General features: G+C 63.7%; 25 protein-coding genes and 1 tRNA gene. 13 read left to right on the forward strand and 13 right to left on the reverse strand.

Annotated elements, in window-relative coordinates; genetic code table 11:
- Nucleotides 1–33 precede the first annotated feature (33 nt).
- The 4 genes from lptA (at nt 34) to hpf (ending at nt 3,452) form a co-directional block, all read left to right on the forward strand.
- Nucleotides 34–633 carry a lipopolysaccharide transport periplasmic protein LptA gene (gene lptA / locus Herbaro_RS18575; protein WP_275011088.1) on the forward strand — a complete coding sequence of 200 codons (600 nt, stop codon included), beginning with the start codon at nt 34–36 and terminating at the stop codon, nt 631–633.
- Nucleotide 634: 1 nt separating this feature from the next.
- Entirely contained in the window at nt 635–1,375 is a 741-nt protein-coding gene (gene lptB / locus Herbaro_RS18580; protein WP_275011089.1) for an LPS export ABC transporter ATP-binding protein, read from the forward strand.
- 82 nt (nt 1,376–1,457) lie between these two features.
- Nucleotides 1,458–2,948 carry an RNA polymerase factor sigma-54 gene (locus Herbaro_RS18585; RefSeq protein ID WP_275011090.1) on the forward strand — a complete coding sequence of 497 codons (1,491 nt, stop codon included), beginning with the start codon at nt 1,458–1,460 and terminating at the stop codon, nt 2,946–2,948.
- 141 nt (nt 2,949–3,089) lie between these two features.
- Nucleotides 3,090–3,452: a ribosome hibernation-promoting factor, HPF/YfiA family gene (gene hpf, locus Herbaro_RS18590; protein ID WP_275011091.1), complete on the forward strand. Its 363-nt coding sequence runs from the start codon at nt 3,090–3,092 to the stop codon at nt 3,450–3,452.
- Nucleotides 3,453–3,513: 61 nt separating this feature from the next.
- Here the strand turns inward: hpf and Herbaro_RS18595 are convergent, their stop codons facing one another.
- Nucleotides 3,514–3,825: a hypothetical protein gene (locus tag Herbaro_RS18595; protein ID WP_275011092.1), complete on the reverse strand. Its 312-nt coding sequence runs from the start codon at nt 3,823–3,825 to the stop codon at nt 3,514–3,516.
- Here Herbaro_RS18595 and grxD point away from each other — a divergent pair.
- Together grxD and Herbaro_RS18605 are read left to right on the forward strand one after the other, a co-directional pair.
- Nucleotides 3,811–4,122 carry a Grx4 family monothiol glutaredoxin gene (gene grxD, locus Herbaro_RS18600; RefSeq protein WP_079218187.1) on the forward strand — a complete coding sequence of 104 codons (312 nt, stop codon included), beginning with the start codon at nt 3,811–3,813 and terminating at the stop codon, nt 4,120–4,122. The genes Herbaro_RS18595 and grxD overlap by 15 nt on opposite strands.
- 41 nt (nt 4,123–4,163) lie before the next feature.
- Nucleotides 4,164–4,742, forward strand: coding sequence for a UbiX family flavin prenyltransferase (locus tag Herbaro_RS18605; RefSeq protein ID WP_275011093.1), 579 nt, complete (start codon nt 4,164–4,166; stop codon nt 4,740–4,742).
- A gap of 55 nt (nt 4,743–4,797) precedes the next feature.
- On the opposite strand, the gene Herbaro_RS18610 is transcribed toward Herbaro_RS18605, so the two are convergent.
- A complete protein-coding gene (locus Herbaro_RS18610) occupies nt 4,798–5,556 on the reverse strand; it encodes an SDR family oxidoreductase (RefSeq protein WP_275011094.1) in 759 nt (252 codons plus the stop codon).
- A gap of 166 nt (nt 5,557–5,722) precedes the next feature.
- Nucleotides 5,723–8,398 (reverse strand): alpha-ketoglutarate dehydrogenase, encoded by a 2,676-nt coding sequence (gene mdeB, locus Herbaro_RS18615; RefSeq protein WP_275011095.1) that lies wholly within the window; start codon nt 8,396–8,398, stop codon nt 5,723–5,725.
- Between the two features lie 292 nt (nt 8,399–8,690).
- Between mdeB and Herbaro_RS18620 the strand changes: the two genes are divergently transcribed.
- On the forward strand, nt 8,691–9,170 hold the full coding sequence (locus Herbaro_RS18620; protein ID WP_013235910.1) for an Lrp/AsnC family transcriptional regulator: 480 nt from the start codon (nt 8,691–8,693) through the stop codon (nt 9,168–9,170).
- Between the two features lie 84 nt (nt 9,171–9,254).
- Here Herbaro_RS18620 and Herbaro_RS18625 read toward each other — a convergent pair whose 3' ends face one another.
- On the reverse strand, nt 9,255–9,758 hold the full coding sequence (locus Herbaro_RS18625; protein WP_275011096.1) for a response regulator: 504 nt from the start codon (nt 9,756–9,758) through the stop codon (nt 9,255–9,257).
- 223 nt (nt 9,759–9,981) lie between these two features.
- Between Herbaro_RS18625 and Herbaro_RS18630 the strand changes: the two genes are divergently transcribed.
- From Herbaro_RS18630 to Herbaro_RS18640, 3 genes are all read left to right on the forward strand, one after another.
- A complete protein-coding gene (locus Herbaro_RS18630; RefSeq protein ID WP_275011097.1) occupies nt 9,982–10,413 on the forward strand; it encodes a hypothetical protein in 432 nt (143 codons plus the stop codon).
- A gap of 157 nt (nt 10,414–10,570) precedes the next feature.
- The gene (locus tag Herbaro_RS18635; protein ID WP_275011098.1) at nt 10,571–12,430 is read left to right on the forward strand and encodes a PAS domain S-box protein; all 1,860 of its coding nucleotides are present in this window, start codon (nt 10,571–10,573) and stop codon (nt 12,428–12,430) included.
- Between the two features lie 343 nt (nt 12,431–12,773).
- A complete protein-coding gene (locus Herbaro_RS18640; protein ID WP_275011099.1) occupies nt 12,774–14,366 on the forward strand; it encodes a methyl-accepting chemotaxis protein in 1,593 nt (530 codons plus the stop codon).
- A gap of 113 nt (nt 14,367–14,479) precedes the next feature.
- Here Herbaro_RS18640 and Herbaro_RS18645 read toward each other — a convergent pair whose 3' ends face one another.
- From Herbaro_RS18645 to petA, 7 genes are all read right to left on the reverse strand, one after another.
- A complete protein-coding gene (locus Herbaro_RS18645) occupies nt 14,480–16,702 on the reverse strand; it encodes a TonB-dependent siderophore receptor (RefSeq protein WP_275011100.1) in 2,223 nt (740 codons plus the stop codon).
- Between the two features lie 685 nt (nt 16,703–17,387).
- Nucleotides 17,388–17,463, reverse strand: a tRNA-Thr gene (locus Herbaro_RS18650).
- Between the two features lie 25 nt (nt 17,464–17,488).
- On the reverse strand, nt 17,489–17,971 hold the full coding sequence (locus tag Herbaro_RS18655; RefSeq protein WP_275011101.1) for a ClpXP protease specificity-enhancing factor: 483 nt from the start codon (nt 17,969–17,971) through the stop codon (nt 17,489–17,491).
- Between the two features lie 136 nt (nt 17,972–18,107).
- Nucleotides 18,108–18,719 carry a glutathione S-transferase N-terminal domain-containing protein gene (locus tag Herbaro_RS18660; RefSeq protein WP_006461591.1) on the reverse strand — a complete coding sequence of 204 codons (612 nt, stop codon included), beginning with the start codon at nt 18,717–18,719 and terminating at the stop codon, nt 18,108–18,110.
- 99 nt (nt 18,720–18,818) lie between these two features.
- Nucleotides 18,819–19,583 carry a cytochrome c1 gene (locus Herbaro_RS18665; protein WP_275011102.1) on the reverse strand — a complete coding sequence of 255 codons (765 nt, stop codon included), beginning with the start codon at nt 19,581–19,583 and terminating at the stop codon, nt 18,819–18,821.
- A gap of 23 nt (nt 19,584–19,606) precedes the next feature.
- Entirely contained in the window at nt 19,607–21,013 is a 1,407-nt protein-coding gene (locus tag Herbaro_RS18670) for a cytochrome b (RefSeq protein WP_275011103.1), read from the reverse strand.
- Nucleotides 21,014–21,015: 2 nt separating this feature from the next.
- Nucleotides 21,016–21,624, reverse strand: coding sequence for a ubiquinol-cytochrome c reductase iron-sulfur subunit (gene petA, locus Herbaro_RS18675; protein ID WP_275011104.1), 609 nt, complete (start codon nt 21,622–21,624; stop codon nt 21,016–21,018).
- A 292-nt stretch (nt 21,625–21,916) separates the two neighbouring features.
- Between petA and mscL the strand changes: the two genes are divergently transcribed.
- Nucleotides 21,917–22,348: a large conductance mechanosensitive channel protein MscL gene (gene mscL, locus Herbaro_RS18680; protein ID WP_275011105.1), complete on the forward strand. Its 432-nt coding sequence runs from the start codon at nt 21,917–21,919 to the stop codon at nt 22,346–22,348.
- 68 nt (nt 22,349–22,416) lie between these two features.
- Here mscL and Herbaro_RS18685 read toward each other — a convergent pair whose 3' ends face one another.
- Complete coding sequence (locus Herbaro_RS18685) at nt 22,417–23,169, reverse strand: Nif3-like dinuclear metal center hexameric protein (RefSeq protein WP_446719340.1); 753 nt, start codon at nt 23,167–23,169, stop codon at nt 22,417–22,419.
- A gap of 51 nt (nt 23,170–23,220) precedes the next feature.
- Between Herbaro_RS18685 and Herbaro_RS18690 the strand changes: the two genes are divergently transcribed.
- Together Herbaro_RS18690 and Herbaro_RS18695 are read left to right on the forward strand one after the other, a co-directional pair.
- Nucleotides 23,221–24,402 (forward strand): Do family serine endopeptidase, encoded by a 1,182-nt coding sequence (locus tag Herbaro_RS18690; protein WP_275011107.1) that lies wholly within the window; start codon nt 23,221–23,223, stop codon nt 24,400–24,402.
- Between the two features lie 67 nt (nt 24,403–24,469).
- Nucleotides 24,470–25,159 (forward strand): DUF2461 domain-containing protein, encoded by a 690-nt coding sequence (locus Herbaro_RS18695; protein ID WP_275011108.1) that lies wholly within the window; start codon nt 24,470–24,472, stop codon nt 25,157–25,159.
- Between the two features lie 101 nt (nt 25,160–25,260).
- On the opposite strand, the gene tatC is transcribed toward Herbaro_RS18695, so the two are convergent.
- Nucleotides 25,261–26,034, reverse strand: coding sequence for a twin-arginine translocase subunit TatC (gene tatC, locus Herbaro_RS18700; protein WP_275011109.1), 774 nt, complete (start codon nt 26,032–26,034; stop codon nt 25,261–25,263).
- Nucleotides 26,035–26,063: the final 29 nt, after the last annotated feature.

A 26,063-nucleotide genomic window follows, 5' to 3' on the forward strand; every position in this document is an offset into this window, starting at 1 on the left:
CAAGATCGAACAGACCCGACCAGACAGGAATCTATGAAACGCTCATTCTTATTGCCGCTGTTGCTGTTGGCCGCCGCATGCGGCGTGGCGCGCGCCGAGAAGGCCGACACCACCAAGCCGACCAATATCGAGGCCGACCAGATGGTGTACGACGATGTACGCCAGGTGAAGACCTTCACCGGCAATGTGGTGCTCACGCGCGGCACGCTGCTGATCAAGGCCGGCCGCGTGGTGCTGACCACCGACCAGTACGGCTACGAATACGCGGTGCTGTATGCCGCGCAAGGTGCGCTGGCCAGCTTCCGCCAGAAGCGCGACGGCGGCCCTGACCTGTGGATCGAAGGCCAGGCCGAGCGCATTGAATACTCCGAACAGACCGAGATTTCCAAGCTGTTCAACCGCGCCCACATCCAGCGCATGGACGGCAAGCGCGTCACCGACGAGGTCAACGGCGAGTTCATCTCCTACGACAGCCGCGCCGAGTTCTATTCGGTCAACAACTCCGCCAGCGGCGAGAGCAAGCCTGGGGCCGGCCGCATCACCGCGGTGATCCAGCCGAAGAACCCGCCGCCGGCGCAAGCGGCGCCGCAACCGCAACCCGCGCAACCGGCCCAGCCCGGGAAGGGCCAATAAGATGGTGAGCTCGCTGGTCGTCCGCGGACTGAAGAAAAGCTATGGCGCGCGCCAGGTGGTGCGCGACGTGTCGATGGAAGTCAAGAGCGGCGAAGTGGTCGGCCTGCTGGGGCCCAACGGCGCCGGCAAGACCACCTCGTTCTACATGATCGTCGGCCTGGTGCCGTCCGACGGCGGCGAGATCGACCTGGACGGCGCCGCCATCTCGCGCCTGCCGATCCACCAGCGCGCCACGCTGGGCCTGTCCTACCTGCCGCAGGAAGCCTCGGTGTTCCGCAAGCTCTCGGTGGAAGACAACATCCGCGCGGTGCTGGAACTGCGCCGCGAAAACGGCAAGCCATTGTCGCGCGACGAGATCGAGGGCCGCCTGAACAACCTGTTGCACGAGCTGCAGATCGAGAAGCTGCGCGACAGCCAGGCGCTGTCGCTGTCGGGCGGCGAACGCCGCCGCGTCGAGATCGCCCGCGCGCTGGCCACCGACCCGCGCTTCGTGCTGCTGGACGAGCCCTTCGCCGGTATCGACCCGATCGCCGTGATCGAGATCCAGCGCATCGTGCGCTTCCTGAAGGAGCGCGGCATCGGCGTGCTGATCACCGACCACAACGTGCGCGAGACGCTGGGCATCTGCGACCGCGCCTACATCATCAACCAGGGAACGGTGCTGGCCAGCGGCAGCCCGGACGACATCATCGCCAACGAATCGGTGCGACGCGTCTACCTGGGCGAACACTTCCGCATGTGAGCGCGGCGCCAGACCGCGACACTGCACCACCCCACACGCAAGAACGCAACCACAGCCGGCCACGCGGCTTCCTGAACGCCAGATGAAACAGTCGCTCCAGTTACGCACCTCGCAGCACCTGGCATTGACGCCGCAATTGCAGCAGTCGATCAGGCTGCTGCAACTGTCGACGCTGGAACTGCACCAGGAACTGGAACAGATCCTCTCCGACAATCCGCTGCTCGAGCGCCTCGACGATGCGCTCGACAACTCGGTGCGCCTCTTGGCCGACGGCGCGATCTCGGCGACGCCCTCCTCCGGCGTCGCCGAGACCGCCGGCGAGGCCGCGGCCGAACCGGCTGCGCCCGGCGGCGACGGCGAGGCCAACTTCGAGCACCAGGACAACACGCCCGACAACAGCGTCAGCGGCGAGTCCGACTGGAGCTTCGACGACGTCGCGCGCAACGGCAAGTCTTCCGACGACGAAGACGCCCGGCCGCAGCTCGAAGCGCACGAGATCACCCTGCGCGAACACCTGCTGGAGCAGATCCGCCTCACCGCGCGCACGCTGCGCGACCGCGCGCTGCTGGAACTGCTGACCGACGCGCTCGACGACAGCGGTTACCTGGAAGAGCCGCTGGAAGACATCCTCTCGCGCCTGCCCGAAGAACTGGGCGTCGACCTCGATGAGCTCTCGATCTCGCTCAAGCTGCTGCAGAGCCTGGACCCGGCCGGCGTCGGCGCGCGCAGCCCCAGCGAATGCCTGGCGCTGCAGATCCGGCGCATGCCCAAGGTGGCCTTCGTGACACGCCGGCTGGCGCTGAAGATCGTCGAGGATTACCTGCCGCTGTTCGCCCAGCGCGACTTCAACAAGATCAAGAAGGCGCTCGACTGCGACGACGAAGACCTGCGCGAGGCGCAGGCCGTGATCCGCCAATGCCGCCCGCACCCGGGCGCGGAATTCGCGCGCGACGCCTCCGACTACGTGGTGCCGGACGTGATTGTCAGGCAAACAAAGAACGGCTGGCAGGTGCTGCTGAACCATGACGTGATGCCCAAGCTGCGCGTCAATGCGATGTACGCCAGCGCGCTGAAGCAGTCCAAAGGCGAAGTTTCCCTCACGTCACAGCTGCAGGAAGCCAAGTGGCTGATCAAAAACATGCGGCAGCGCTTCGATACGATTTTGCGAGTCGCACAGGCAATTGTCGAACGTCAAAGAAACTTCTTTTCGCATGGCGCTGTCGCCATGCGGCCCCTTGTGCTGCGTGAAATTGCTGATACACTGGGTCTACACGAGAGCACAATCTCTCGCGTGACAACTCAGAAATACATGCTGACGCCACATGGCATGTTCGAGTTGAAATACTTCTTCGGCAGCCACGTCGCGACGGAAACCGGAGGCGAAGCATCCTCCACTGCGATCCGGGCGCTGATCAAACAGTTGATAGGAGCAGAAAACCCCCAGACCCCATTATCCGATAGCAAGATTGCGGATATGCTGGCAGAACAAGGCATGGTGGTCGCGCGACGTACCGTCGCAAAATACCGCGAAGTGCTGAAAATTCCGCCGGTAAATCTCCGCAAATCCCTCTGAGCTTTCTCAGTTTTTCTGTAGTACTTTGCAGCCGTCGCTGTGTTCAGGCATCAGTCCATGCCCTTAGACACAAACGCTGTGCTATCCGGTGTATCGGATGAGGTGCACGAACCTCCAGTGACTTCACGATAGGAGTGTTGTATGAATCTGACCATCAGTGGACATCACCTCGAACTGACCCCCGCCATCCGGGAATACGTGCAGAGCAAGCTGGCACGGATCAAGCGCCATTTCGACAATGTGATCGACGTCAGCGTCATCCTGAGCGTAGACAAACTGACAGAGAAGGAAAAGCGCCAAAAGGCGGAAATCAACGTCCACATCAAGGGGAAGGATCTGCACGCGGAGAGCATCGCCCACGACCTGTACGCGGCGATCGACGCGCTGATCGACAAGCTCGACCGCCAGGTCATCAAGCACAAGGACCGGCTGCAGGAGCACCATTCCATGGCCAAGCGCCTGCCGGAAGACACGGCTGAGGCGGCTGGCGCGGCCGGCGCATAAGGCGCGGCAAACGCGGACCTGGATCCGCCATCACGAGGAAAGGGCGCGCAAGCGCCCTTTTTCATTTCCGCCACGCAATTTCTCGTGCGATCGCCGCCAGGAGATGTTGCAAACGATTTAAATAATATGTGGCGAGCCGCAAGTTCGCGCCGGTCATGCGCGACATTGGCAGCCCCTTCTTGAAGGCAGCTCCCGCGCCCCAATCTTGGAATTGAAGCAAGCAGAAGCCGCCCTTGCCCTCCACTGTCCAGCAGGCAACAAGGACGTGCGAAGATGCGCCGGCGCGCCCCGCTTTCAAACGCGAATGCCGGCTTTTCCCTATAATGTCGGCAATCAACCCATTTTTTAAGGCATAGCCATGAGCGACGTCCAATCCTGGATCAAAGAAACCGTCACCCAAAATCCCGTCGTGCTGTTCATGAAGGGCACCGCGCAATTCCCGCAATGCGGTTTCTCGGGCAAGGCCATCCAGCTGCTCAAGGCCAGCGGCGCCGAGAACATCGTGACCGTGAATGTGCTGGAAAGCCCGGACGTGCGCCAGGGCATCAAGGAATACTCGAACTGGCCCACCATTCCCCAGCTGTACGTCAAGGGTGAGTTCATCGGCGGCTCGGACATCATGAACGAGATGTACTCTTCCGGCGAATTGCAGACCCTGATCAAGGGCTGATTTCCCGCCCCTGTTTCATTGACTCTCCCCCTCCGCACCGCATGCCGCGCCAGCGCCTGATCATCGCCATTACCGGCGCGACGGGCGCGATCTACGGCGTGCGGCTGCTGCAGCACCTGCGCGGCCATGCGCAGGTCGAGACGCACCTGCTGGTGTCGGACGCCGGCGTACTCAATCTCCACCAGGAACTCGAACTCGGCCGCAAGGACGTCGAAGCGCTGGCCGACGTGGTGCATAACGCACGCGACGTCGGCGCCTCGATCGCCAGCGGCTCGTTCGCCTCGGCCGGCATGATCGTCGCCCCTTGCTCGATGAAGACGCTGGCGTCGGTGGCCCATGGCCTGTCCGACAACCTGATCACGCGCGCCGCCGACGTGGTGCTGAAAGAGCGCCGCCGCCTGGTGCTGATGGTGCGCGAGACGCCCTTCAACCTGGCTCACCTGCGCAACATGACCGCCGTCACCGAAATGGGCGGCGTGATCTTCCCGCCGCTGCCGGGCTTCTACCATCGGCCGCAATCGCTGGAAGAGATGGTGGACCATACGCTGGGACGGGTGCTGGACCTGTTCGACATCGGGCACCAGCTGACGCCGGAGTGGCAAGGTTTGAAGCCGTCATAAAAAAAACACGCCGAGGCGTGTTTTTTTTCGTCCCTCATTGACCTTGCACGCCAGGTCAACCGCGCCCGATGAACGGCATCTTGGTCGCCATCACCGTCATGAACTGCACGTTGGCGTCCAACGGCAAGCTGTCCATGTAGAGGATGGCGCGGGCCACGTGTTCGGCATCCATCGTCGGCTCAACCTTGGTGGACATGTCGGCCTGCAGCGTGCCCTTCTTCATCAGCGTGGTCATGTCGGTGGCGGCGTTGCCGATGTCGATCTGGCCGCAGGCGATATCGTAGGCGCGGCCATCCAGCGAGGTGGCCTTGGTCAGGCCGGTGATGGCGTGCTTGGTGGCAGTGTACGAGGCCGAATACGGGCGCGGCGCGTGGGCCGAGATCGAACCGTTGTTGATGATGCGCCCGCCGCGCGGCGTCTGGTCCTTCATGATGCGGAAGGCCTCCTGGGTGCACAGGAAGACCCCGGTCAGGTTGATGTCCACCGCCGACTTCCACTGCTCCACGCTCAACTCCTCCAGCGAGACCGGCGGCGCGAAGATGCCGGCATTGTTGAACACCAGGTCGAGGCGGCCGAAACGCTCCTTGGTGCTGGCGAAGAGCTTCTTCACCGAGGCCGGGTCGGTAACGTCGGCGGCCACCACCAGGGCGTTGGCGCCATGCTCTCCGGCCAGCTTCACGGTCTCTTCCAACGCATCCTGGCGGCGTCCGGCCAGGGCCACGCCGTAGCCTTCGCGCAGCAGCGCGAGCGTGATCTGCCGGCCGATGCCGGAGCCTGCGCCGGTCACCAGCGCGATTCGTTTCGGTGCTGCCATGGTGTCTACTCCTGTCTTGTCTTGTCGGTGGATGTGCGCGCGCCGCTGCGGCAATGAAAAAGCCGCCTGCGGCGTGCAGGCGGCTTTCACTATAGCAAACGCATCGGCCGGCTTCGATGAGAGATTTTCAATCCGCGCGCCGGCATTCATGCATGCGCGGGCGCGTTCACACCGTGGTCGAGAGCGGCTGGGCGGTGTCGATGCCCAGCGTCAGCGCGGCCGCCGCCAGCTTGGCGCGGTCGCCGGCGAACACCTCGGTCAGCGCGGTATAGGCGATCCAGCGCGCGTCGATCTCGAAGAAGTCGCGCAGGTTCACGCGCGTATCGCTGCGGCCGAAGCCGTCTGTGCCCAGCGTCACGTAAGTGCCCGGCACGAAGGCGCGGATGCTTTCCGGCAGCGCGCGGATGTAATCGCTCACCGCGATCACCGGCGCGGCGCTGTCTTGCAGCTGTTGCGTCACGTACGGCTGGACGTCGGCGCCGCACAGGCGATGATCGCGCTGCGCAGCCACGCCGTCGCGCGCCAGCTCGGTATAGCTGGTGACGCTCCAGACCTCGGCCTCGACCTGCCAGTGACGGCGCAGCAGCTCGGCTGCCGCCAGGGCTTCCTTGAGGATAGGGCCGGACGCCAGCAGGCGCGCCTGCGCGCCCGCCTTCCTGCCCAGGCAATACATGCCGCGCAGGATGCCCTCGGCGACGCCGGCCGGCATGCTGGGCTGGGCCTCGTTCTCGTTGGTGACGGTGACGTAGTAGAACACGTCGTCGCCGCGTTCCATCATGCGGCGCATGCCGTCGTCGATGATCACGGCCAGCTCGTAGGCGTAGGCCGGGTCATACGAGACGCAGTTCGGAATCGAGGCGGCGGTCACCAGGCTGTTGCCGTCCTGGTGCTGCAAGCCCTCGCCGCCCAGCGTGGTGCGCCCCGACGTGGCGCCGATCAGGAAGCCGCGCGCGCGCTGGTCGGCCGCGGCCCAGATCAGGTCGCCGATGCGCTGGAAGCCGAACATCGAGTAGTAGATGTAGAACGGCAGCATCGGCGTGCCGTGCACGGAGTAGGCGGTGGCGGCGGCGGTCCAGGAGGAGATGGCGCCGGCTTCGGTGATGCCCTCTTCCAGGATCTGGCCGTCCCTGGCCTCGCGGTAATACAGGATGGAGCCGATGTCTTCCGGCTCGTAGAGCTGGCCCTGGGAAGAATAGATGCCGACCTGGCGGAACAGGTTGGCCATGCCGAAGGTGCGTGCCTCGTCGGCCACGATGGGCACCACGTACTGGCCGAAATCCTTGTCCTTCAACAGGTTGCCGAGCTGGCGCACCAGCGCCATGGTGGACGACATTTCCTTGCCGTCGGCCTCCAGCGCGAACTTGCTGTGCGCCTCCATGGCCGGCACCGCGCGCCTGGCGGCGCCGGCCTGGCGGCGCGGCAGGTAGCCGCCCAGGGCGGCGCGGCGGGCGTGCAGGTGCTTCATCTCGGCGCTGTCGTCAGCCGGCTTGTAGAAGGCCAGCGAGCGGCATTGCTCGTCGGTCAGCGGCAACTTGAAGCGGTCGCGGAATTGCAGCAGGCTCTCTTCGTCCAGCTTCTTCTGCTGGTGCGTGGTCATCTTGCCCTCGCCGGCCGCGCCCATGCCATAGCCCTTCTTGGTCTGCGCCAGGATCACGGTGGGCTGGCCCTTGTGGGCGGCGGCCGCCTGGTAGGCCGAGAAGATCTTCTTCATGTCGTGGCCGCCGCGACGCAGGCGGTTGATCTCCTCGTCGGTCAGCGTGGCGCCGATGGCGCGCGTGCCGGGAGTCTGCCCGAAGAAATGCTCGCGGTTGAAGGCGCCGTCGTTGGCGGCGAAGGTCTGCAGCTGGCCGTCCACGGTGCGGTTGAGCGCATCGACCAGCTCGCCGTCCTTGTCGCGAGCGAACAGGCCGTCCCAGTCGGAACCCCACAGCAGCTTGATGACGTTCCAGCCGGCGCCGGCGAACAGCGTCTCCAGCTCGTCGACGATGTGGCCGTTGCCGCGCACCGGGCCGTCCAGGCGTTGCAGGTTGCAGTTGACCACGAAGATCAGGTTGTCCAGCTTCTCGCGCGAGGCCAGCGACAGGGCCGCCAGCGACTCGGGTTCGTCCATCTCGCCGTCGCCGAACACGCCCCATACCTTGCGACCCTGGTCCTGCAGCAGGCCGCGGTGTTCCATGTAGCGCAGGAAGCGCGCCTGGTAGATGGCGTTGATCGGGCCTATCCCCATCGAGCCGGTCGGGAACTGCCAGAACTCCGGCATCAGCCAGGGGTGGGGATAGGACGACAGGCCTTGCTGGCCGGCGCGCTTGGCCTCGATCTCGCGGCGGTAATAGCCGAGGTCTTCCTCGGAGAGCGCGCCTTCAAGGAAGGCGCGGGCGTAGATGCCGGGCGCCGAGTGCGGCTGGAAGTAGACGACATCGCCGGCGAACTTGTCGTCGCGGGCGCGGAAGAAATGATTGAAGCCGACTTCGAACAGGTCGGCAGCCGAGGCGAAGCTGGCGATGTGCCCGCCCAGTTCGCCGTAGGCGCGGTTGGCGCGCACCACCATGGCCAGCGCGTTCCAGCGCATGATGCTGGCGATGCGCTCCTCGATCGCCTGGGCATCGGAACCGCCGGGGAATGGCGGCTCCTGCTCGGGACGGATGGTGTTGACGTAGGGCGTGTTGCGCGCATCGCGCCAGTTGATGCCCCACTGCTGGGCCGCAGCCGACAGGCGCGACAGCAGGAAGCGCGTGCGCTCGGGGCCGGCTTCCGCCAGCACGCTTTGCAGCGCCTCCAGCCACTCCTGGGTTTCCTGGGCGTCGATATCGATATCGCGGGCAATACCATTGGCTGACGACATATCCACTTCCTGATCTCCTTGTTGTGCCAGGGCCGGAAACCGCTTGCGCCGGGCTCATGGGAAAATGACGCCGCCGCGCGCAATCAGTTCTATGCAAAGAGACGAAAAGCCGGTAAAACACCTGCCGCGCCATTGGTCTCCTCGCACCCGACGCCTTTGCGGTCGTTCTTCTTGGTGATCGGATAACGATACGCCTGATGCACCGGCATGAGTCACTGAAAATGAGAAGTTGTTTTACAATATTCAGCACTGAATGCTGAAAATTTGAAACTTACAGAATTAAATTTCAATAATGGAACTAGATACCACCGATTTGCGAATCCTGAACATCCTTCAGGAGAACAGCTCGATCAGCAATCTGGAGCTTGCCAGCCGCATCAATCTCTCGCCCTCGCCTACCCTGGCGCGCGTGAAGCGGCTGGAATCGGAAGGCATCATTTCGCGCTACGTGGCGCTGGCCGATCCGCACCTGCTGGGGCTGAAGGTCAACGTGTTCGTCAAGGTGATCCTGGAGCGCCAGGGCGCGGAGGCGCTGGCCCAGTTCGAAACGGCGGTGAGCGCCTTCGATGAAGTGATGGAAGTCTACCTGATGACCGGCGACGAGGATTACCTGCTGCGCATCGTGGTGCCCGACCTGCTGACGCTGGAGCACTTCATCGTCGACCACCTGACCAAGATCCCTGGCATCAAGAACATCCGCTCCAGCTTCGCGCTCAAGCAGATCAAGTACAAGACCGCGCTGCCCACGCCGAAGATCAAGACGCGCCGTTAGGCCGCACGCGCCTCCCGCAGAAAAAAACAAAGGGCCTTGCGGCCCTTTTTTATTGGCTTGCCGAGCGCGCGAGAGCGCCGCGCCTCACTTCTCCGACGAGCGCATCCAGTCGCCGCGGCGGCGCGCGTGGCGCATGCCGGAGGGCGCCTGCCATGCGGGCCGCGCCGAGGGTGTGGCCGGCGACTGGCACCAGCGCTGGTAGAACTCGGCGATGCAACGCGCATACAGCTCGGCGTCGATCGGCTTGGGCATGTATTCGGTGGCGCCGGCGGCCAGGGCCGCCTGTTCGCCTTCCATGTCATACGATGGGAACACCACCACCGGCACCGCGGCCATGTGCTCGTTGGCGCGCAGCTCGCGCAGCACGTCCAGGCCGTCGGTGTAATCGAGGTCGGACTCCAGCAGGATCAGCGCCGGAGCCGGGCCGTCGCTGCTGCGGCGGCGCTGCTGCAGCAGGCAGCGGCGGGCGGTGGCGGCATCAGGATAGACCTGGAACGAGCAGCGCAGGTTGTTCCTCCACAGCGCGAAACGCACCATCTCGGTGGCTTCGGTACTGGAATCGATCATCACAATGCTGGGGAGGTTCATGCTGTGCATCCTGTCAAACTTTTCAAAGGCCGCCGGCTCTTGAGCCGACAGTAACGTTTTACACGTGCGGCGCGCACGGCAACATCAGAGAATTCCCTAAATATGAGAAATTGCCCGGAGGCAGCGTATTTTCAGGAATTCCCCGATCGGCAAGGCAGAGTCAGGCGCGTAGACTGCGCCCATCAGTTGTCGAATCAACAAATCTTGCGACGGAGAATTTCTGATGATGCCCTTTGCCAAAGTATGCGTTCCCGTTCCCGCCGCCGCTGCCGGCATGGTCGAGCTGTATATCAACAAAGGCAGCCGCATGATCGTGCGCCGCGATGGCGCCGGCAACGACTGGGCCACGCTGCGTGCCAGCCCACGCAAGGTCCTGGAATGGTTTGCCACCTCCGGCTTCGCCCCTTCCGGCAAGCGCGAGGCGCTGGCCCAGTTCGAGCCCTGCGCGCGCCGCCTGGCCGGCCTGGATCACCTCAAGACCGAAGTGCGCCCGGCCTTGGCCGTGCCCAAGTTCTGGCAGATCGAGGGCGCCGCCTATGGTTTCGACGCCGGCCCCCACCTGCCTTATTGGCTGGCCAAGAACGGCGCCTCCTTCGTGCCGCTGCTGGTGCCGGCCGAGCAGATGGCGCACTTCTCGGAACGGCTGGTGGCCTGAGCGTTGCGGCCAGCATGACGGCAGCATCGTTCCACGCCCGGCAAGCCCGTCCAAGGACGGGCTTTTTTTTGCCCGCGCGGCGTTTTGCGAGCGAGGACAAAACCGGTTAATCTCTTTACATCGCCTGCGAACCGGCACAACCCCATCAGAGGAAACAATGTCGATTCCCTATCCGGTTGAAGAAAAAAAACGCCTGGCTTTCCTCCGCTCCCTGGGGCTTCTTGACACTGCCCCGGATCCCGCCTTCGACCGCGTCACGCGGCTGGCCAGCAAGCTGCTGGACGTCCCGATCTCGCTGGTGTCGCTGGTGGATGAGAATCGCCAGTGGTTCAAGTCCAAGGTGGGGCTCGAGGTGAGCCAGACGCCGCGCGAGGATGCGTTTTGCGCACACACCATCATGGAAGCGGACAGCCTGGTCGTGCCCGACGCCACCAACGATAAGCGCTTCAGCAGCAACCCGCTGGTGCTGCACGATCCCAATATACGCTTCTACGCCGGCGTGCCCATCCGGGGCACGCAGGGGCTGCCGATCGGCACGCTATGCGTGATCGACTCCAAACCCAAGACGCTCAAGCCGGAAGAGCTGGACGTGCTGCACGACCTGGCCTCCATCGTCACCAAGGAAATCCAGCTGCTGGAAGGCCTGCTCGACACCCATGACCAACTGGCGCGCACCGACGCCAAGCTGGAAGACAACGAGGCGCGCTTCCGCTCGGTGTTCGAGCTGGCCAAGGTCGGCATCGCCCTGGTCAGGCCCGACGGCGGCTGGCTGCGCGTGAACGATGCGCTGTGCGGCATCGTCGGCTACAGCGAATCCGAACTGTTGCCGCTGAGCTTCCAGCAGATCACCCATCCCGACGACCTCAACACCGACCTGCAATTGCTGCGGCGCCTGGTCGACGACGAGATCCCGCAATACCAGCTTGAAAAGCGCTATATCCGCAAGGATGGCCGGCAGATCTGGATCAATCTCACGGTCAGCAAGAAGCTGGATCGGGCCGGGCAGCTCGAATACCTCATCGCGGTAGTCCAGGACATCGATGCCGAAAAGAAGGCCCAGCTGGGCCTGGCCGCCATGCATCAGCAGCTGGAGCAGAAAGTGGTCGAGCGCACGGCAGAACTGCGCCGGCGCGAGACCGAGCTGAGCGCGGTGCTGGAGAACGCCAGCGACGCCTACATCAGCCTCGACGGCGCCGGCTGCGTGACCGCCTGGAACCGCGAAGCCGAGGTGATCTTCGGCTGGCTGGCCACCGAGGCGCTGGGCAAGCCGGTGGAGAACCTGCTGATCCCGGACGGACTGGACGGCCCCCATGGACGACATTGGCGGACTTACCTGATCGACGGCATGAGGTCCGTGGTGGTGCGGCGCTCCGATCTGGTCGCGCGCCGCAAGGACCGCAGCGAGCTGGCGGTGGAGGTGCGCATGCGCACGCTGATGATCAATGAGCAGCGCATCTCGATCATGTTCCTGCACGACATTTCCGAGCGCAAGCAGAACGAGGCCCGGCGCGACTATGAAATCCGGCACGACGCATTGACCGGCCTGATGAACCGCCGCGCGCTCACCGACATGCTGCCGCTGGCGCAGGAGCGGTCGCGGCGCAATCTCAATCCGCTGTGCCTGCTGTTCATCGACCTGGACGGCTTCAAGAAGGTCAACGACGTGCACGGCCACGACGCCGGCGACCTGTTGCTGCAAGCCGTGGCGACCCGCATCCGCGACAACATCCGCCTGACCGACCACGTCTTCCGCCTGGCCGGCGACGAGTTCGTGGTGCTGCTGGAGGGCCCCAACGGCACGCTGGAGCACGCCCGGGTGCGCGGCGAGAAACTGATCGCCGCGATCTCACAGCCGGTACCGCTGCCCGGCGATGCCGGCAGCGCTGGCGTGGGCGCGAGCATCGGCATCGCGATCCAGGAGGTCGGCGCGAACAAGGAGCCCGCCGATCTCATCAAGGAAGCGGACGAGCAAATGTACCGCGCCAAAAGCCTGGGCAAGGGAACGATCTGCCATTGACGCCGGCGTTCGCGCGTTTCATTTTCGCGGCAGCCGGTTTCAATATCATTTCTGCAATTGCCGGCGCAAGGCGGTGCAAGCCGCGCATAAAAAATACTGAAAACAGTATTGATATTAGTTAAGCCAAATTCCAATCCAGGTGGGATGAAACATCCCGCAAACGCCCTTGCGCGTTGATTCCCGCGAATTCGCCCGCGCCTGCGGCCGGCCTTCCATCTGCCGCCGTGGGCCTTGTCCGCCAGCCACATTGCCGGTAAATAGCTTCGCTCGTATGCGTAACGAAGCTAAGGGAGAGAACGGCATCATGGGGATTTTTGGACTCATAAGAAAAACGAAAGTAGGAATGCGACTGGGCATCGCCTTCGGCATCGTGGCGCTGCTGCTGGCGGCGGTCGCGCTGACCTCGGTGGTCAAGATCGGCAACATCAACGAAGCGATCGACCAATTGATGAACGAGCGTTACCTCAAAGTGCGTTTGGCATTCGAGGTGAAGGAAGCGCTCGATGAGCAGATCAGGCTGGTGCGCGCGATCGTGATCGACACCGGCCGCCCGGAACTGAACCAGCCGCATTTCGCGGCGCTGGAGCAATCCATCCGCAAGACGCGGGATGCAATCAACAAGATCGACGCCGCCCAGTTCACCGAAGTCGGCCGCAAGCGCGCCAAGGGCCTGCAGGATGCCGAGCACAAGTTCGACGACGCGGTGCAGGAGGTCGTGGCGCTGTCGCGCGCAGGCCGGGCCGACGATGCCGCCCACGCCGTGCTGCGCGGCCTGATGGGTCCGCAAAGCGCCTTCCTGGAGACCGCCAACAGTTTCGTCACGGTGCAGGACCAGCAATTGCGCATGGCCGGCGACAAGGCATTCGCCGAAGGGGAAATGGCGATCCGGATGGTGCTGCTGTTTTCGGCAATCGCCCTGCTGGCGTCGGTGGCGCTGGGCTTGCTGCTGACCCGCTCCATCGTGCGGCCGCTGGGTGAAGCGGTCAAGGTGGCGCGCAGCGTGGCCGATGGCGACCTCGGCGCCAGCATCGAATCCGGTGCGAGCGATGAGGCCGGCCAGCTCATGACCGCGCTGGGCCACATGAACGACAGCCTGCGCCGGATCGTCGGCGAGGTGCGCATGAGCACCGACGCCATCGCCGCCACCTCGACCGAGATCGCCAACGGCAACCTCGACCTGTCCGCGCGCACCGAACAGCAGGCCGGCTCGCTGGAGGAGACCGCCTCGGCCATCGAACAGCTGACCTCCACCGTCAAGCAGAATTCCGACCATGCCCAGGAGGCCAACCGGCTCGCCGCCTCTGCCGCCGACATTGCACGCCGCGGCGGCGAAGCGATGCGCCAGGTGGTCAGCACGATGAGCGACATCAACGCATCCTCCGGCCAGATCGTGGACATCATCAGCGTGATCGACGGCATTGCCTTCCAGACCAACATCCTGGCCTTGAATGCCGCGGTGGAGGCGGCGCGCGCCGGCGAGCAGGGACGCGGCTTCGCCGTGGTGGCGGCGGAGGTGCGTACCCTGGCGCAGCGCTCGGCGGCGGCGGCCAGGGAAATCAAGCAGTTGATCGACAGCTCGGCGGCCAAGGTGGCCGACGGCAGCGCGCTGGTTGCACGCGCGGGCGCCACCATCGATGAGGTGGTCGACAGCGTGGGCAGGGTCAGCGGCATCGTCGCCGAGATATCCGAAGCCAGCATCGAGCAGCGCGCCGGCATCGAGGAGATCAATCGCGCAGTCACGCAAATGGACGGCACTACCCAGCAGAATGCGGCGCTGGTGGAACAGGCGGCAGCCGCGGCGCAATCCATGCGCGACCAGGCCGGCCGGCTGTCGCAGGCGGTGCGCGTGTTCAGGATGAATGGCGCCGCGCAGGATTCGCGGGAGAGCGCGCTGCGCCTGATCGAGGCAAACGGGCCGGCCCTGCTGGAGCCATGAAGGGCGCGGCAACGCAGACCGGCGCACGAGAAAAAAACGGCCCACATCGCTGTGGGCCGCTCCCTTGAAACCGGCGCCGGCGCCGATCATTCCCGCTGTCTTCCACCTGCCGATCAGAAGGTGTATTTCGCCGTCACGTTGAAATTGCGCGGTTCGCCGAAGGCGCTCGCGCTGTCGGCAGTGGAACCGATGGTCTGGTAGTAGACCTTGTCGAACAGGTTGGTCACCGAGAAGCGCAGGTCCAGGTTCTTGTTGACCTGGAAGCCGCCCAAGAGGTCGAACAGCGTGTAGCCGCCCTGGCGGATCGCATTGGCGGTGCGGTACATCTCGCTCTGGGAGCGCGCCGCGCCGCCGATGCGCCAGCGGTTCAGCTCGCCCGGCAAACGGTACATGGTCGACAGGCGCAGCGTGCGCGCCGGACGGTCGGTGGCGAAGCGCGCGCCCGGCAAGTTCGCGCCGGACTGCGCCGTGTAGCGTGCGGCATTGTAGGTATAACCGCCGCTGACCTGCCACGAGGACGTCAGCGCGCCCACCGCCTGCAGTTCATAGCCGCGGTTCTGCACCTCGCCCGCCGCCACCGAGCACGAGGTCAGCCCGGGCGAGCAGGAACCCACCGGCAGCGACTGCGCCAGGTTGGTCTGCTTCATCTGGAAGACGGCTGCGCTCACGTTCAGGGCGCCATCCAGCAATTCGCCCTTGATCCCCACTTCGGTGTTCGAGCCGGTCACGGCAGGCAGCACCTTGCCCGTCGCATCCACGCTGGTTTGCGGAGTGAAGACGCTGGTCCAGCTGCCGTAGACCGAGTAGGTCTTGTTGAGGTCGACCACCAGCGCCGCGTAGGGGGTGATTTCGCTGTTGATCTTGTACTTGTTGGTGACCGCATTGGTGACGGCGCGCGGGTTCACCGATTCGGTGTCGTACCAGTCCGCACGCGCGCCCAGCAGCAGCGCCAGGGGATCGGCCAGCTTCAAGCGCGAGGTGCCGTAGAGGCTGCTCTGCTTCACCCGCGTCACCGATGCGTAGTAGTAGTTGTTGACATTGGGATAAGGCGCGGAGGCCGTGTTCCAGGTCGGCAGGTTGAAGGCGTAGTTGTAGGTGGGATCGTTGTAGCCGGCATCCTGCGTGATGCGGCTGCGATAGGACGCGCCGACCACCAGTTCATGCTTCTGGCCGAACAGGCCGAAGGGGCCGGTAGCCTGCGCATCCAGGCCCAGCTGGCTCCGATCGTACTTGAAGATGTTGGCCGGGGTCAGGGCAAAGTTGGTGTCGCCGGCGCCGCGCGCGATGCCGGTGAGCAGCGAGTCCAGCTCATCTTTCATCGCCTGCGCCGCCAGCTTCACTTTCCAGCTGTTGTCGAAGCGCGTCTCCAGCTCGGTGAACACCCGCGTGTTGGTCTTGTTCCAGTAGGCCCAGTCCGGCGCGTTGTTGACCGAGCGGTCCATGTTCAGGAAGCTGCCGTTGCGGGCCGTCGGCAGGCCGTACCAGCTCGATCCCAGGTTCTCTTCCTTGTTGTAGCTGAAGCCCACGCTCAGGGTCGAGTCGCGCGTGAGGTCGGCGTCCACCGTGGCGTAGACCAGGTTGCGCTTCTGGCGGTAATTGGTGATGAAGGTGTCGGCATCCGAACTCGCCACCACGGCGCGGCCGCGCACCGTCTTGGCTTCGTTGAGCGCGCCGCTGGCGTCGATCTCGCCGCGGAAGTTGTTCCAGCGGCCGGCGCTGCCGGTGATCGAGACCTGCGTCTCGCGGGTGGGACGCTTGCGCACCAGGTTGATCACACCGGAAGGATTGCCCGCGCCGATCATCATGCCGGCCGAGCCGCGCAGCACTTCGACGCGGTCGTACATGGCCAGGGTGTTGAAGCCCAGCGTGTCGCCATCGGCCGAGAACGGCAGGCCGTCCATGGTGTACATGTTGATGGCGAAGCCGCGCGAGTAGATGCTGCCGCGCTCGGTGGCGCCGCGGCTCAGGCTCAGGCCGGGCACCACATTGACCAGGTCTTCGATCGACTGGATGTTGCGGTCGTCCATCTGCTGGCGCGTGACCACCGAGATCGACTGCGGCGTTTCACGCGGCGTGAGGTTCAGGCGGGTGCCGGTATTGACGCTGTTGACGATGTACGACCCCGTCCCCTCGCTGGCGCCGATCCGGTCCGACACCACCTTGACCTCAGGCAGCGCCTCGGCGGCGCCGTCCTGGCCTGATTGTGCCTGCTGCGCCCAGGCGCTGCCCGCGCCCAACGTGGACAAGGCCATGGCCGCGCAGGCGCAGCGCAAGGCGCGCGCCATCTGGCGTGGCGCGGGTATGGCTGCGCGCGGGTCGATTCGAGTTTGCTTCATGTCATTCCTGTTCAGTAAGAGCGATTGGGGGCTTGCGGCCTGCGCATGCAGGACCTGATTGGTCTTGTCGCCAACTTGATGCGGCTCGGGAATGAAGAATTGAGGACGCGCACGCGCCCTCCGCAGGCGCGGATGCGCCACGGCATGGATCTACATGGAGGTGTATGGCCGGGGAGATGGTCCCGGCGCTGGCGTCTGAATTCGATGTGCGCCTGCCTGGCGTGGCAGGGCGCTGCGTGCATCCAGAGGGCTGCTTCTCACCTGATTGCCTGGCTGGGCAACAGGTCACGCATGAGACGCCCCTGGATGCACTCGCTGGATGTATTTCCGGCCGGTGACCCGATGGCTTGCCTGCTGCGGACGGCATGCCCTGGATCCCTGCCATTTCTTTTACTGCTCTCCCGCCTCAAGGGCATCTGGCGCGGCGGCACATGCGATGAAGCACGTGCCAACACACTCAAATAACAATGAGAATCGTTATTATTCTATATTTACAATAGTTTTCGAACAAGGAAGGACTGACGACTTGTCAGCAAAAACACACACTCCGCAGGATTGCGACGGGCACTCCGATTGCCCCCTGACAGCGCGCGCGGACCTGCGGGGCCAATGATTTTCTTCGACGCGACATGCGCCAAGGGCAAAAAAAACGGCCCACATTACTGTGGGCCGTTTTCTTGAAACCTGGTGCTGGCTGCAGGACTTGAACCCGCCACCCCCTGATTACAAGTCAGGTGCTCTACCAGATGAGCTAAGCCAGCAAAAACTACAGCCGGCGATTATAGCCTACTTGATACGGGTCAGTACAGGACGGCCGCCTTTTTTTGGCGGTTCCGGATCGTCGCCGCCATTGTCCTGGCCATCGTTGCCCTTCTTTTCAGGCTCTGAGACGGGCACCGAGGACAGCACCGGCGCGCTGTCTTCCGGCTGCTCGGCGGCGGCCGGCGCGGTGGCTGGATTGGGGGCTTCGAAGGCCATGCCCTGGCCGTTCTCGCGGGCGTAGATCGCGATCACGTTCTCGACCGGGATCAGGATGTCGCGGGAGACGCCGCCGAAGCGCGCGGAGAAGCTGATGGTGTCGTTCTCCATCTTCAGGCCGCTGGTGGCTTCAAAGCTGATGTTGAGGACGATCTCGCCGTTCTTGACGAACTGCATCGGCACCCGGGTGCCGCTGTCGACCACCACGGCGATGTGGGGCGTATAGCCGTTGTCGGTGCACCATTCGTAGATGGCGCGCAGCAGGTAGGGCTTGGTGGAAACTTCAGGCATGACAGATGTGGTTGCGATGCCGGGCGGGGCCCGCATCTGTGCCGGCTGCGCCGGGGTGGAACTGCAAAAGAACTGGACAACTCGGACTGCTGCCGCGCGCCCCGCCCGATCGGACAGGAGGCGCGGCGGATGCGGCTTAACGGCGCATGACCTTTTCCGACGGGGTCAGCGCTTCGATGTAGGCCGGACGCGAGAAGATGCGTTCGGCGTACTTCATCAGCGGCGCCGCGGTCTTGGACAGCTCGATGCCGTAGTGATCGAGGCGCCACAGCAGCGGGGCCAGGGCCACGTCCAGCATGGAGAACTCGTCGCCCAGCATGTACTTGTTCTTCAGGAACAGCGGGGCCAGCTGGGTCAGGCGGTCGCGGATTTCATTGCGGGCCTTCTCCTGGTTCTTTTCGGCGGCCTTGGACTTTTCGTTTTCCAGCGTATGCACGTGGACGAACAGTTCCTTCTCGAAGTTGAACAGCATCAGGCGGGCGCGGGCGCGCATCAGCGGGTCGGCCGGCATCAGTTGCGGATGCGGGAAGCGCTCGTCGATGTACTCGTTGATGATGTTGGATTCGTACAGCACCAGGTCGCGCTCGACCAGGATGGGCACCTGGCCATACGGGTTCATGACGGAAATGTCTTCCGGCTTGTTGAACAGGTCAACGTCGCGGATCTCGAAATCCATGCCCTTTTCGAACAGGACAAGGCGGCAGCGTTGCGAGAATGGGCAGGTCGTGCCCGAGTAAAGAACCATCATTTTTTCAGAGCCCTAAAAACAAAAGGGGGGCGAGACGCATAACGCTCACCCCGGGTACGCAATTCCGCCGAAACAGCGCGGATACGAGATTTTACTTTTTTACTTGACGTTTTTCCAATAGGAGGCGTTTAAACGCCACGTCAGGACCAGGAAGATGCCCAGGAACAACAGCACCCAGACGCCCAGCCGTTTGCGCGTGTTCTGCGCGGGCTCGGCCATCCATTCCAGGTAGCCGACCAAATCGGCGACGGCGTTATCATAGTCGATCGCGCTCATCTTGCCCGGCTTGATCTGCTCAAATCCTGTGAATTTGTGGATAGTTTTGCCCTCTTCGTGAGGATCTTTCTCCTCAACGTACTTGGGAGTCCGGATTCCTTGCAATTCCCACAACACGTGCGGCATGCCGACGTTGGGGAACAGCATGTTGTTCCAGCCGGTGGGGCGGCTGTCGTCCTTATAATAACTGCGCAGGTAGGTATAAATCCAGTCCGGGCCCGATCCGGCCTCCGACGCCTTGGCCCGGGCGATCACCGAAAGATCCGGCGGAGCGGCGCCGAACCAGGCCTTGGCGTCGGCCGGCGACATCGAAATCTTCATCAGATCGCCGACTTTCCCCTCTGTAAACAACAGGTTGCCCTTGATCTGCTCTTCCGACAGGCCGATGTCGCGCAGGCGGTTGTAGCGCATCGATGAGGCCGCGTGGCAATTCAGGCAATAGTTGACGAACAGCTTGGCGCCGTTTTGCAACGCGGAAACATCCTTGGTGCGGTCGGGCGCATGGTCCAGCGGGAAACCGCCCTCGTTGGCCAAGGCCAGCGCGGGCAGCAGCGCCAGCGTCGCGATCACTTTCTTCAGCAATGTCATGTTCTTGTCCTTTGGCGGCTGGCTTAGTGCGGATGGAAGGTCACGCGGTCGGGCACCTGTTTGAAGGTGCCGGCGGCGCTCCACCAGGGCATCAGCAGGAAGAAGCCCAGGTAGATGAAGCTGCAGACCTGCGCCACGGTGGTACCGATGGCGGTCGGCGGCTGCACGCCCAGATAGCCCAGCGCAACGAAGGCAATGCCGAAGACGAGATACACATACTTGTGCCAGCTCGGACGATAGCGGATCGACTTGACCTGCGACTGGTCCAGCCACGGCAGGCCGCCGAGGATCACCACCGACAGGCCCATCAGCACCACGCCCCAGAACTTGGCGTCGAACACCAGCATGCCGCCGATGATGGCCAGGCCGATCACGATGGCGGCGATCTTGAGGGCGCCCGTCAGGCGCGACTTGAACACCAGCAGCGCCACGTAGGCCGCCACGGCGGCGATCAGCCAGCCCATGAAGTCGGCCGTGGTCGCGCGCAGGATCGAGTAGAACGGCGTGAAGTACCAGACCGGGGCGATGTGCGGCGGCGTCTTGAGCGAATCGGCCGGGATGAAGTTGTTGTACTCCAGGAAGTAGCCGCCCATCTCGGGAGCGAAGAACACCACCGCCGAGAACACGATCAGGAACACCGCCACGGCGAAGATGTCATGCACCGAGTAGTACGGGTGGAAGGGCACGCCATCCAGCGGCACGCCGTTCTCGTCGGTGGTTTCCTTGATCTCGACGCCGTCGGGGTTGTTCGAGCCGACTTCGTGCAGCGCGATGATGTGCGCCGCCACCAGGCCGATCAGCACCAGCGGAATGGCGATCACGTGGAACGAGAAGAAGCGGTTCAGCGTGGCGTCGGAGACGACGTAGTCGCCGCGGATCCACAGCGACAGGTCGGGACCGATGAAGGGCACCGCGCCGAACAGGTTGACGATCACCTGCGCGCCCCAGTACGACATCTGGCCCCACGGCAGCAGGTAGCCGAAGAAGGCTTCGCCCATCAGGCACAGGAAGATGCCCACGCCGAACAGCCATACCAGCTCGCGCGGCTTGCGGTACGAGCCGTAGAGCAGGCCGCGCACCATGTGCAGGTAGACCACGATGAAGAAGGCCGAGGCGCCGGTGGAGTGCATGTAGCGCACCAGCCAGCCCCAGGGCACATCGCGCATGATGTACTCGACGGAGGCGAAGGCCAGGTTGGCGTCCGGCTTGTAGTGCATCACCAGGAAAATGCCGGTGACGATCTGGATCACCAGCACCAGCAGCGCCAGCGATCCGAAGGCGTACCAGAAGTTGAAATTCTTGGGGGCGTAGTACTCGGAAAGGTGGGCTTTCCAGGTGGAGGTCAGGGGGAAACGGGAATCGACCCAGTTGAGTGCCTTGACGGAGAGCGGCGCGCCCTCAGGCGATTTCTTTTCGTGAAAAGCTCCCATGCTCAGGCCTCCCCTTTCTCGTCCTTGCCGATGACAAGTTTATTGTCGCCTTCGAACATGTAACGCGGCACCTGGAGGTTGTCTGGGGCCGGCTTGTTCTTGTAGACCCGTCCGGCCAGGTCGAACGTGGAGCCGTGGCAGGGGCAGAGGAAACCGCCGTTCCAGTCGTCCGGCAGCGAGGGCTGGGCGCCGGTCTGGAAGCGCGTGCTGGGGGAGCAGCCCAGGTGCGGGCAGATGCCCACCACCACCAGGATGTCCTTGCGGATGGAACGCCATTCGTTCAGGGCGTAATCGGGAGTCTCGGAGAAGTCGGTGCGCTTGGAGCTGGGGTCGGCAACCTGGCCGTCGGTCTTCTTGAGCGACTCCAGCATTTCAGGCGTGCGCTTGAGAATCCACACTGGCTTGCCGCGCCACTCCACGGTGCGCATTTCACCCGGGGTCAACGACGAAATGTCTACTTCGACCGGTGCGCCCGCAGCCTTGGCACGCTCTGATGGCTGCAAGGTGGATACGAACGCTCCGGCGGTGGCCAAACCCGCTACGCCGCCGGCTGCACAAGTCGCAACAAGCAAACCTCGTCGACTCGCGTCGACCTGATTCTCGTCAGTCATAAAGACCCCAATCTCCAAATGTAAGTTAGCGTGGACCTTCTAAGTGACCCTCATGCAACTTTTCGATTATATATAAGCTGAATAGGGTTTTGTAGCTAACGGGCGCAATGGTAGCGGCTGCGGGGAAAATCGATTTGACGCAGCGCAACCTATTGTCAATCTGACCTTGTTGCCGGTTTTCCTGCACTGCGGCGTCGGTGAATGTCCAATTTACTTTTCTTTCGCGGCAGGCTATAACCCGTTGTAAGACCGCCTCATGAACAAACAGCAACTTTCAAAGGAGAAACCAAGGATGAGCATGCTCAAAGACTTTCGCGCCTTCGCCATCAAGGGCAACGTCATCGACCTGGCCGTCGGTGTGATCATCGGCGGCGCGTTCGGCAAGATCGTGGGCTCGCTGGTCGAGGACATCATCATGCCCATCGTCGGCAAGATCTTCGGCGGCCTCGACTTCGCCAACTACTACCTGCCCCTGAACGGCCAGGCCTACGGCCTGCCGCTGGCCGAGGCCAAGAAGGCCGGCGCGGTCTTCGCCTACGGCAATTTCCTCACCATCCTGATCAACTTCCTGATCCTGGCCTTCATCATCTTTCAGATGGTGCGTGCGATCAACAAGGCGCGCGACCTCGCCATCAAGCAGGAAGAAGCCGCGCCGGCCGTCCCTGCCGCGCCGCCCGAAGACGTGCTGCTGCTGCGCGAGATCCGCGACGCGCTGAAGAAGTAAGGCCGGCGCCGCCCCAAAAAAGCCCGCGAGAGCGGGCTTTTTTCCGGGGGCGGCTCGCTTCGGCTGTCTCACACCGGGTTGTCGATGTCGATGAACTGGTGCTCGATGCCGAAATGCTCGGCCGCATGCGCGCCCAGCGCCTGCACGCCATAGCGCTCGGTGGCGTGGTGCCCGGCGGCGATGTAGATGGTGCCGGTCTCGCGCGCCAGGTGCACAGTAGGTTCGGAAATCTCGCCGCTGATGTAGGCCGATGCGCCGGCGGCAATGGCGTCGCCCAGCATGCCTTGCGCGGCGCCGGTGCACCAGGCCACATTGCCGACCGGCTGCTGCGGATCGCCGATCAACAGCGGCATGCGGCCCAGGCGTTTCTCGATCAGCGCCGCCAGGTCGGCGGCGGTCTTCACCGCGGGCGAATTGCAGCGGCCGATCCAGCCCAGCTCATCGTCGCCGAAGCGACCGCTGGCGGTGAGGTCGAGCTGGCGCGCCAGTTGCGCGTTGTTGCCCAGCTGCGCATGCGCATCCAGCGGCAGGTGGTAGGCGAACAGGTTGATGTCGTTGGACAAGAGCAGCTTCAGGCGGCGCTGCCTGGTGCCGATGACTCGCATATCCTCCCCGCGCCAGAAGTAACCATGGTGGACCAGGATGGCGTCGGCCTTGAGGTCGAGCGCGGCTTCGATCAACGCCAGGCTGGCGGTGACGCCGCTGACCACGCGCCCGATCCGGGCGCGCCCTTCCACCTGCAGGCCGTTTGGGCAATAATCGCGGTATTGCGCGGCGTTAAGTGTCTGTCCGAGATAGGCCGCGAACTCGTCTCTGGTAATCTGCCGGGTCATTTCTTCCTCATCGATTCAATACTGATCTCAAAACTTTATATGCGACGTTTATGGCTGTTGTTCGCCCAAACCGTGACGGTTGGCTTGGCGTTGTGGTTCATTGTAGCGACCTTGAAGCCCGACTGGATGTCCGGCGGCTTCAGCTCGCGCGCAAGGCCCGCGCAATCCACCGTACAGATGCAGGAGGCAACGCCGGACGCGCCCGCACTGAACTCCTATCGCCACGCCGCGCGCCAGGCGATGCCGTCGGTGGTGAACATCTTCACCACCACCGAGGCGCGCCCGCAGAAGAGTCCGTTCCAGAACGATCCCTTCTTCCGCAAGTTCTTCGGCGACCAGTTCGACGAGCAGCAGCAGGATGACAAACAATCGAGCCTGGGCTCGGGCGTGATCGTCAGCCCGCAGGGCTACATCCTCACCAACAACCACGTGGTGGAAGCCGCCGACGAGATCGAGGTGGCCCTGGCCGACGGCCGCAAGGCCAGCGCCAAGGTGGTCGGCATCGACCCGGAGACCGACCTGGCGGTGATCAAGATCGACCTGCCCAACCTGCCGGCCATCACGCTGGGGCATCCCGAGAACAGCTCGGTGGGCGACGTGGTGCTGGCCATCGGCAACCCGTTCGGCGTGGGCCAGACGGTCACCATGGGGATCGTCTCGGCGCTGGGCCGCAACCACCTGGGCATCAACACCTTCGAGAACTTCATCCAGACCGACGCCGCCATCAACCCCGGCAACTCGGGAGGCGCGCTGGTGGACACCAACGGCAACCTGCTGGGCATCAATACCGCGATCTATTCGCGCACCGGCGGCAACCTGGGCATTGGCTTCGCCATCCCGATGTCGACCGCCAAGACCGTGATGGAAGCCATCATCAGCAACGGCCAGGTGGTGCGCGGCTGGATCGGCGTCGAGCCGCAGGACATCACGCCCGAACTGGCCGAGAGCTTCGGCCTGGGCAAGAAGACCGGCGCCATCATCGCCGGTGTCCTCAAGGGCGGCCCGGCCGACCGCGCGGGCATGAAGCCGGGCGATATCCTGGTGAGCATCGAAGGCAAGCAGGTGGCCGACACCACGGAAATGCTCAACGTCATCGCCCAGCTCAGCCCCGGCCAGAACATCGCCATGACGGTGCTGCGCAAGTCGCAGGAGACCAAGCTGAACATTACCGTGGGCAAGCGTCCGCCGCCGCCCAGGAGCGACGACAGCGACGAAGAGTAAGAGCGGCTAGAATGCCCGCTGGCGCCTGCGAACCTGCAGGCGCCCCTCATGAGGAGACCGAAACAAGATGCACGTGCGCGACCTGATCCAGTTCCTGGGCGAACTGACCGAAAACAACAACCGCGCCTGGTTCGTGATGAACAAGCCGCGCTACGACATCCTGCGCGAGGAGTTCCTGGCGCTGACCATCAAGCTGATCGCCGAGATCAGCAAGTTCGACCCGGCCATCGCCGGCTGCAACCCGAAGAAGGCGCTGTTCCGCATCAACCGCGACATGCGCTTCTCCCACGACAAGAGCCCCTACAAGACGCACTTCTCCGCGGCCATCACCGCCAGCGGCCTGAAGAAGCCCAGCCAGGGCGGCGGTCCGGCCTACTACTTCCACATCGACGCCGAGGGCAAGCTGTTGATTGCCGGCGGCGAATACCTGCCGCCGCCGGATCGCCTGCGCGCCATCCGCAATCGCGTGATCGAGGACGCGGCCGGCTTCAACAAGATGCGCAAGACCAAGAAGCTGGTCGAGACCTACGGCGACCTGCAGGAAGAGGGCAAGCTGGTGCGCCCGCCCAAGGGCTTCGATCCGGCCAGTCCCAACATCGAATACGTGAAGTTGAAGAGCTTCATCGTCTGGACCGACGTCAGCATCAAGAAGAAGATTCCCGCCGATCTCGGCGGGGATGTGCTGGAAGGGTTCAAGGATGCCTATCCGCTGGTGAAGTGGCTGCGCGGGATCCCGCTGGTCTCGCCGGAAGAATAAGCGCCGCCGCCCTGCCCTGTTTGCCCCGGGCAGATGGAGCGCGCAATGAAAAACGCCACCCGGTTTGCGCCGGGTGGCGTTTTTTATTGCCGGGAAGATCTTCAGTCCGCCGACGACGAGCCGGCTTCCTCCGGCACGCGCGTGGCGCGCTCGAAGATCGGGGCGACCAGCAGGCCCACCTCGTACAGCAGCACCAGCGGCACCGCCAGCATCAGCTGGCTCATGATGTCGGGCGGGGTGACCACGGCGGCGATGACGAAGGCGCCGACGATCACGTAGGGACGGATCTGCTTGAGCTTGGCCAGCGGCACCAGGCCCATGCGCACCAGCACGATTACGATCACCGGGACCTCGAAGGTGACGCCGAAGGCGACGAACATGGTCAGCACGAAATCGACGTAGGCGTCGATGTCCGGCGCCACCGACACCGACTTGGGCGCGAAGTTGTTGATGAACGGGAACACCACGCCGAACACGAAGAAGTAGCAGAACGCCACGCCGGCGACGAACAGCAGCGAGGAGGAGACCACCAGCGGCGCGATCAGGCGCTTCTCATGCGCGTACAGGCCGGGCGCGACGAAGGCCCAGAGCTGGTACAGCACCCACGGCAGCGAGATCAGCACCGCCACCATCATGGTGACCTTGATGGGGATCAGGAACGGGGTGATGACGCCGGTGGCGATCATCTTGCTGCCGGCGGGCAGCGCCTGGATCATCGGCGCGGCCAGCACGTCGAAGATGTGGGCTGCGAACGGCATCATGCACAGGAACACCACCAGCACCACGGCGGAAGCCTTGACGATGCGGCTGCGCAGTTCGATCAGGTGCGAGATGAAGGTATCTTCGGCGCCGGCGGGGTTGTTTTCTTCAGCCATGGATGTGCTGCGTGGGTATCAGGTAAAGA

The organism is Herbaspirillum sp. WKF16 (genome assembly GCF_028993615.1).
In the GTDB taxonomy this organism is placed as follows: domain Bacteria; phylum Pseudomonadota; class Gammaproteobacteria; order Burkholderiales; family Burkholderiaceae_D; genus Herbaspirillum.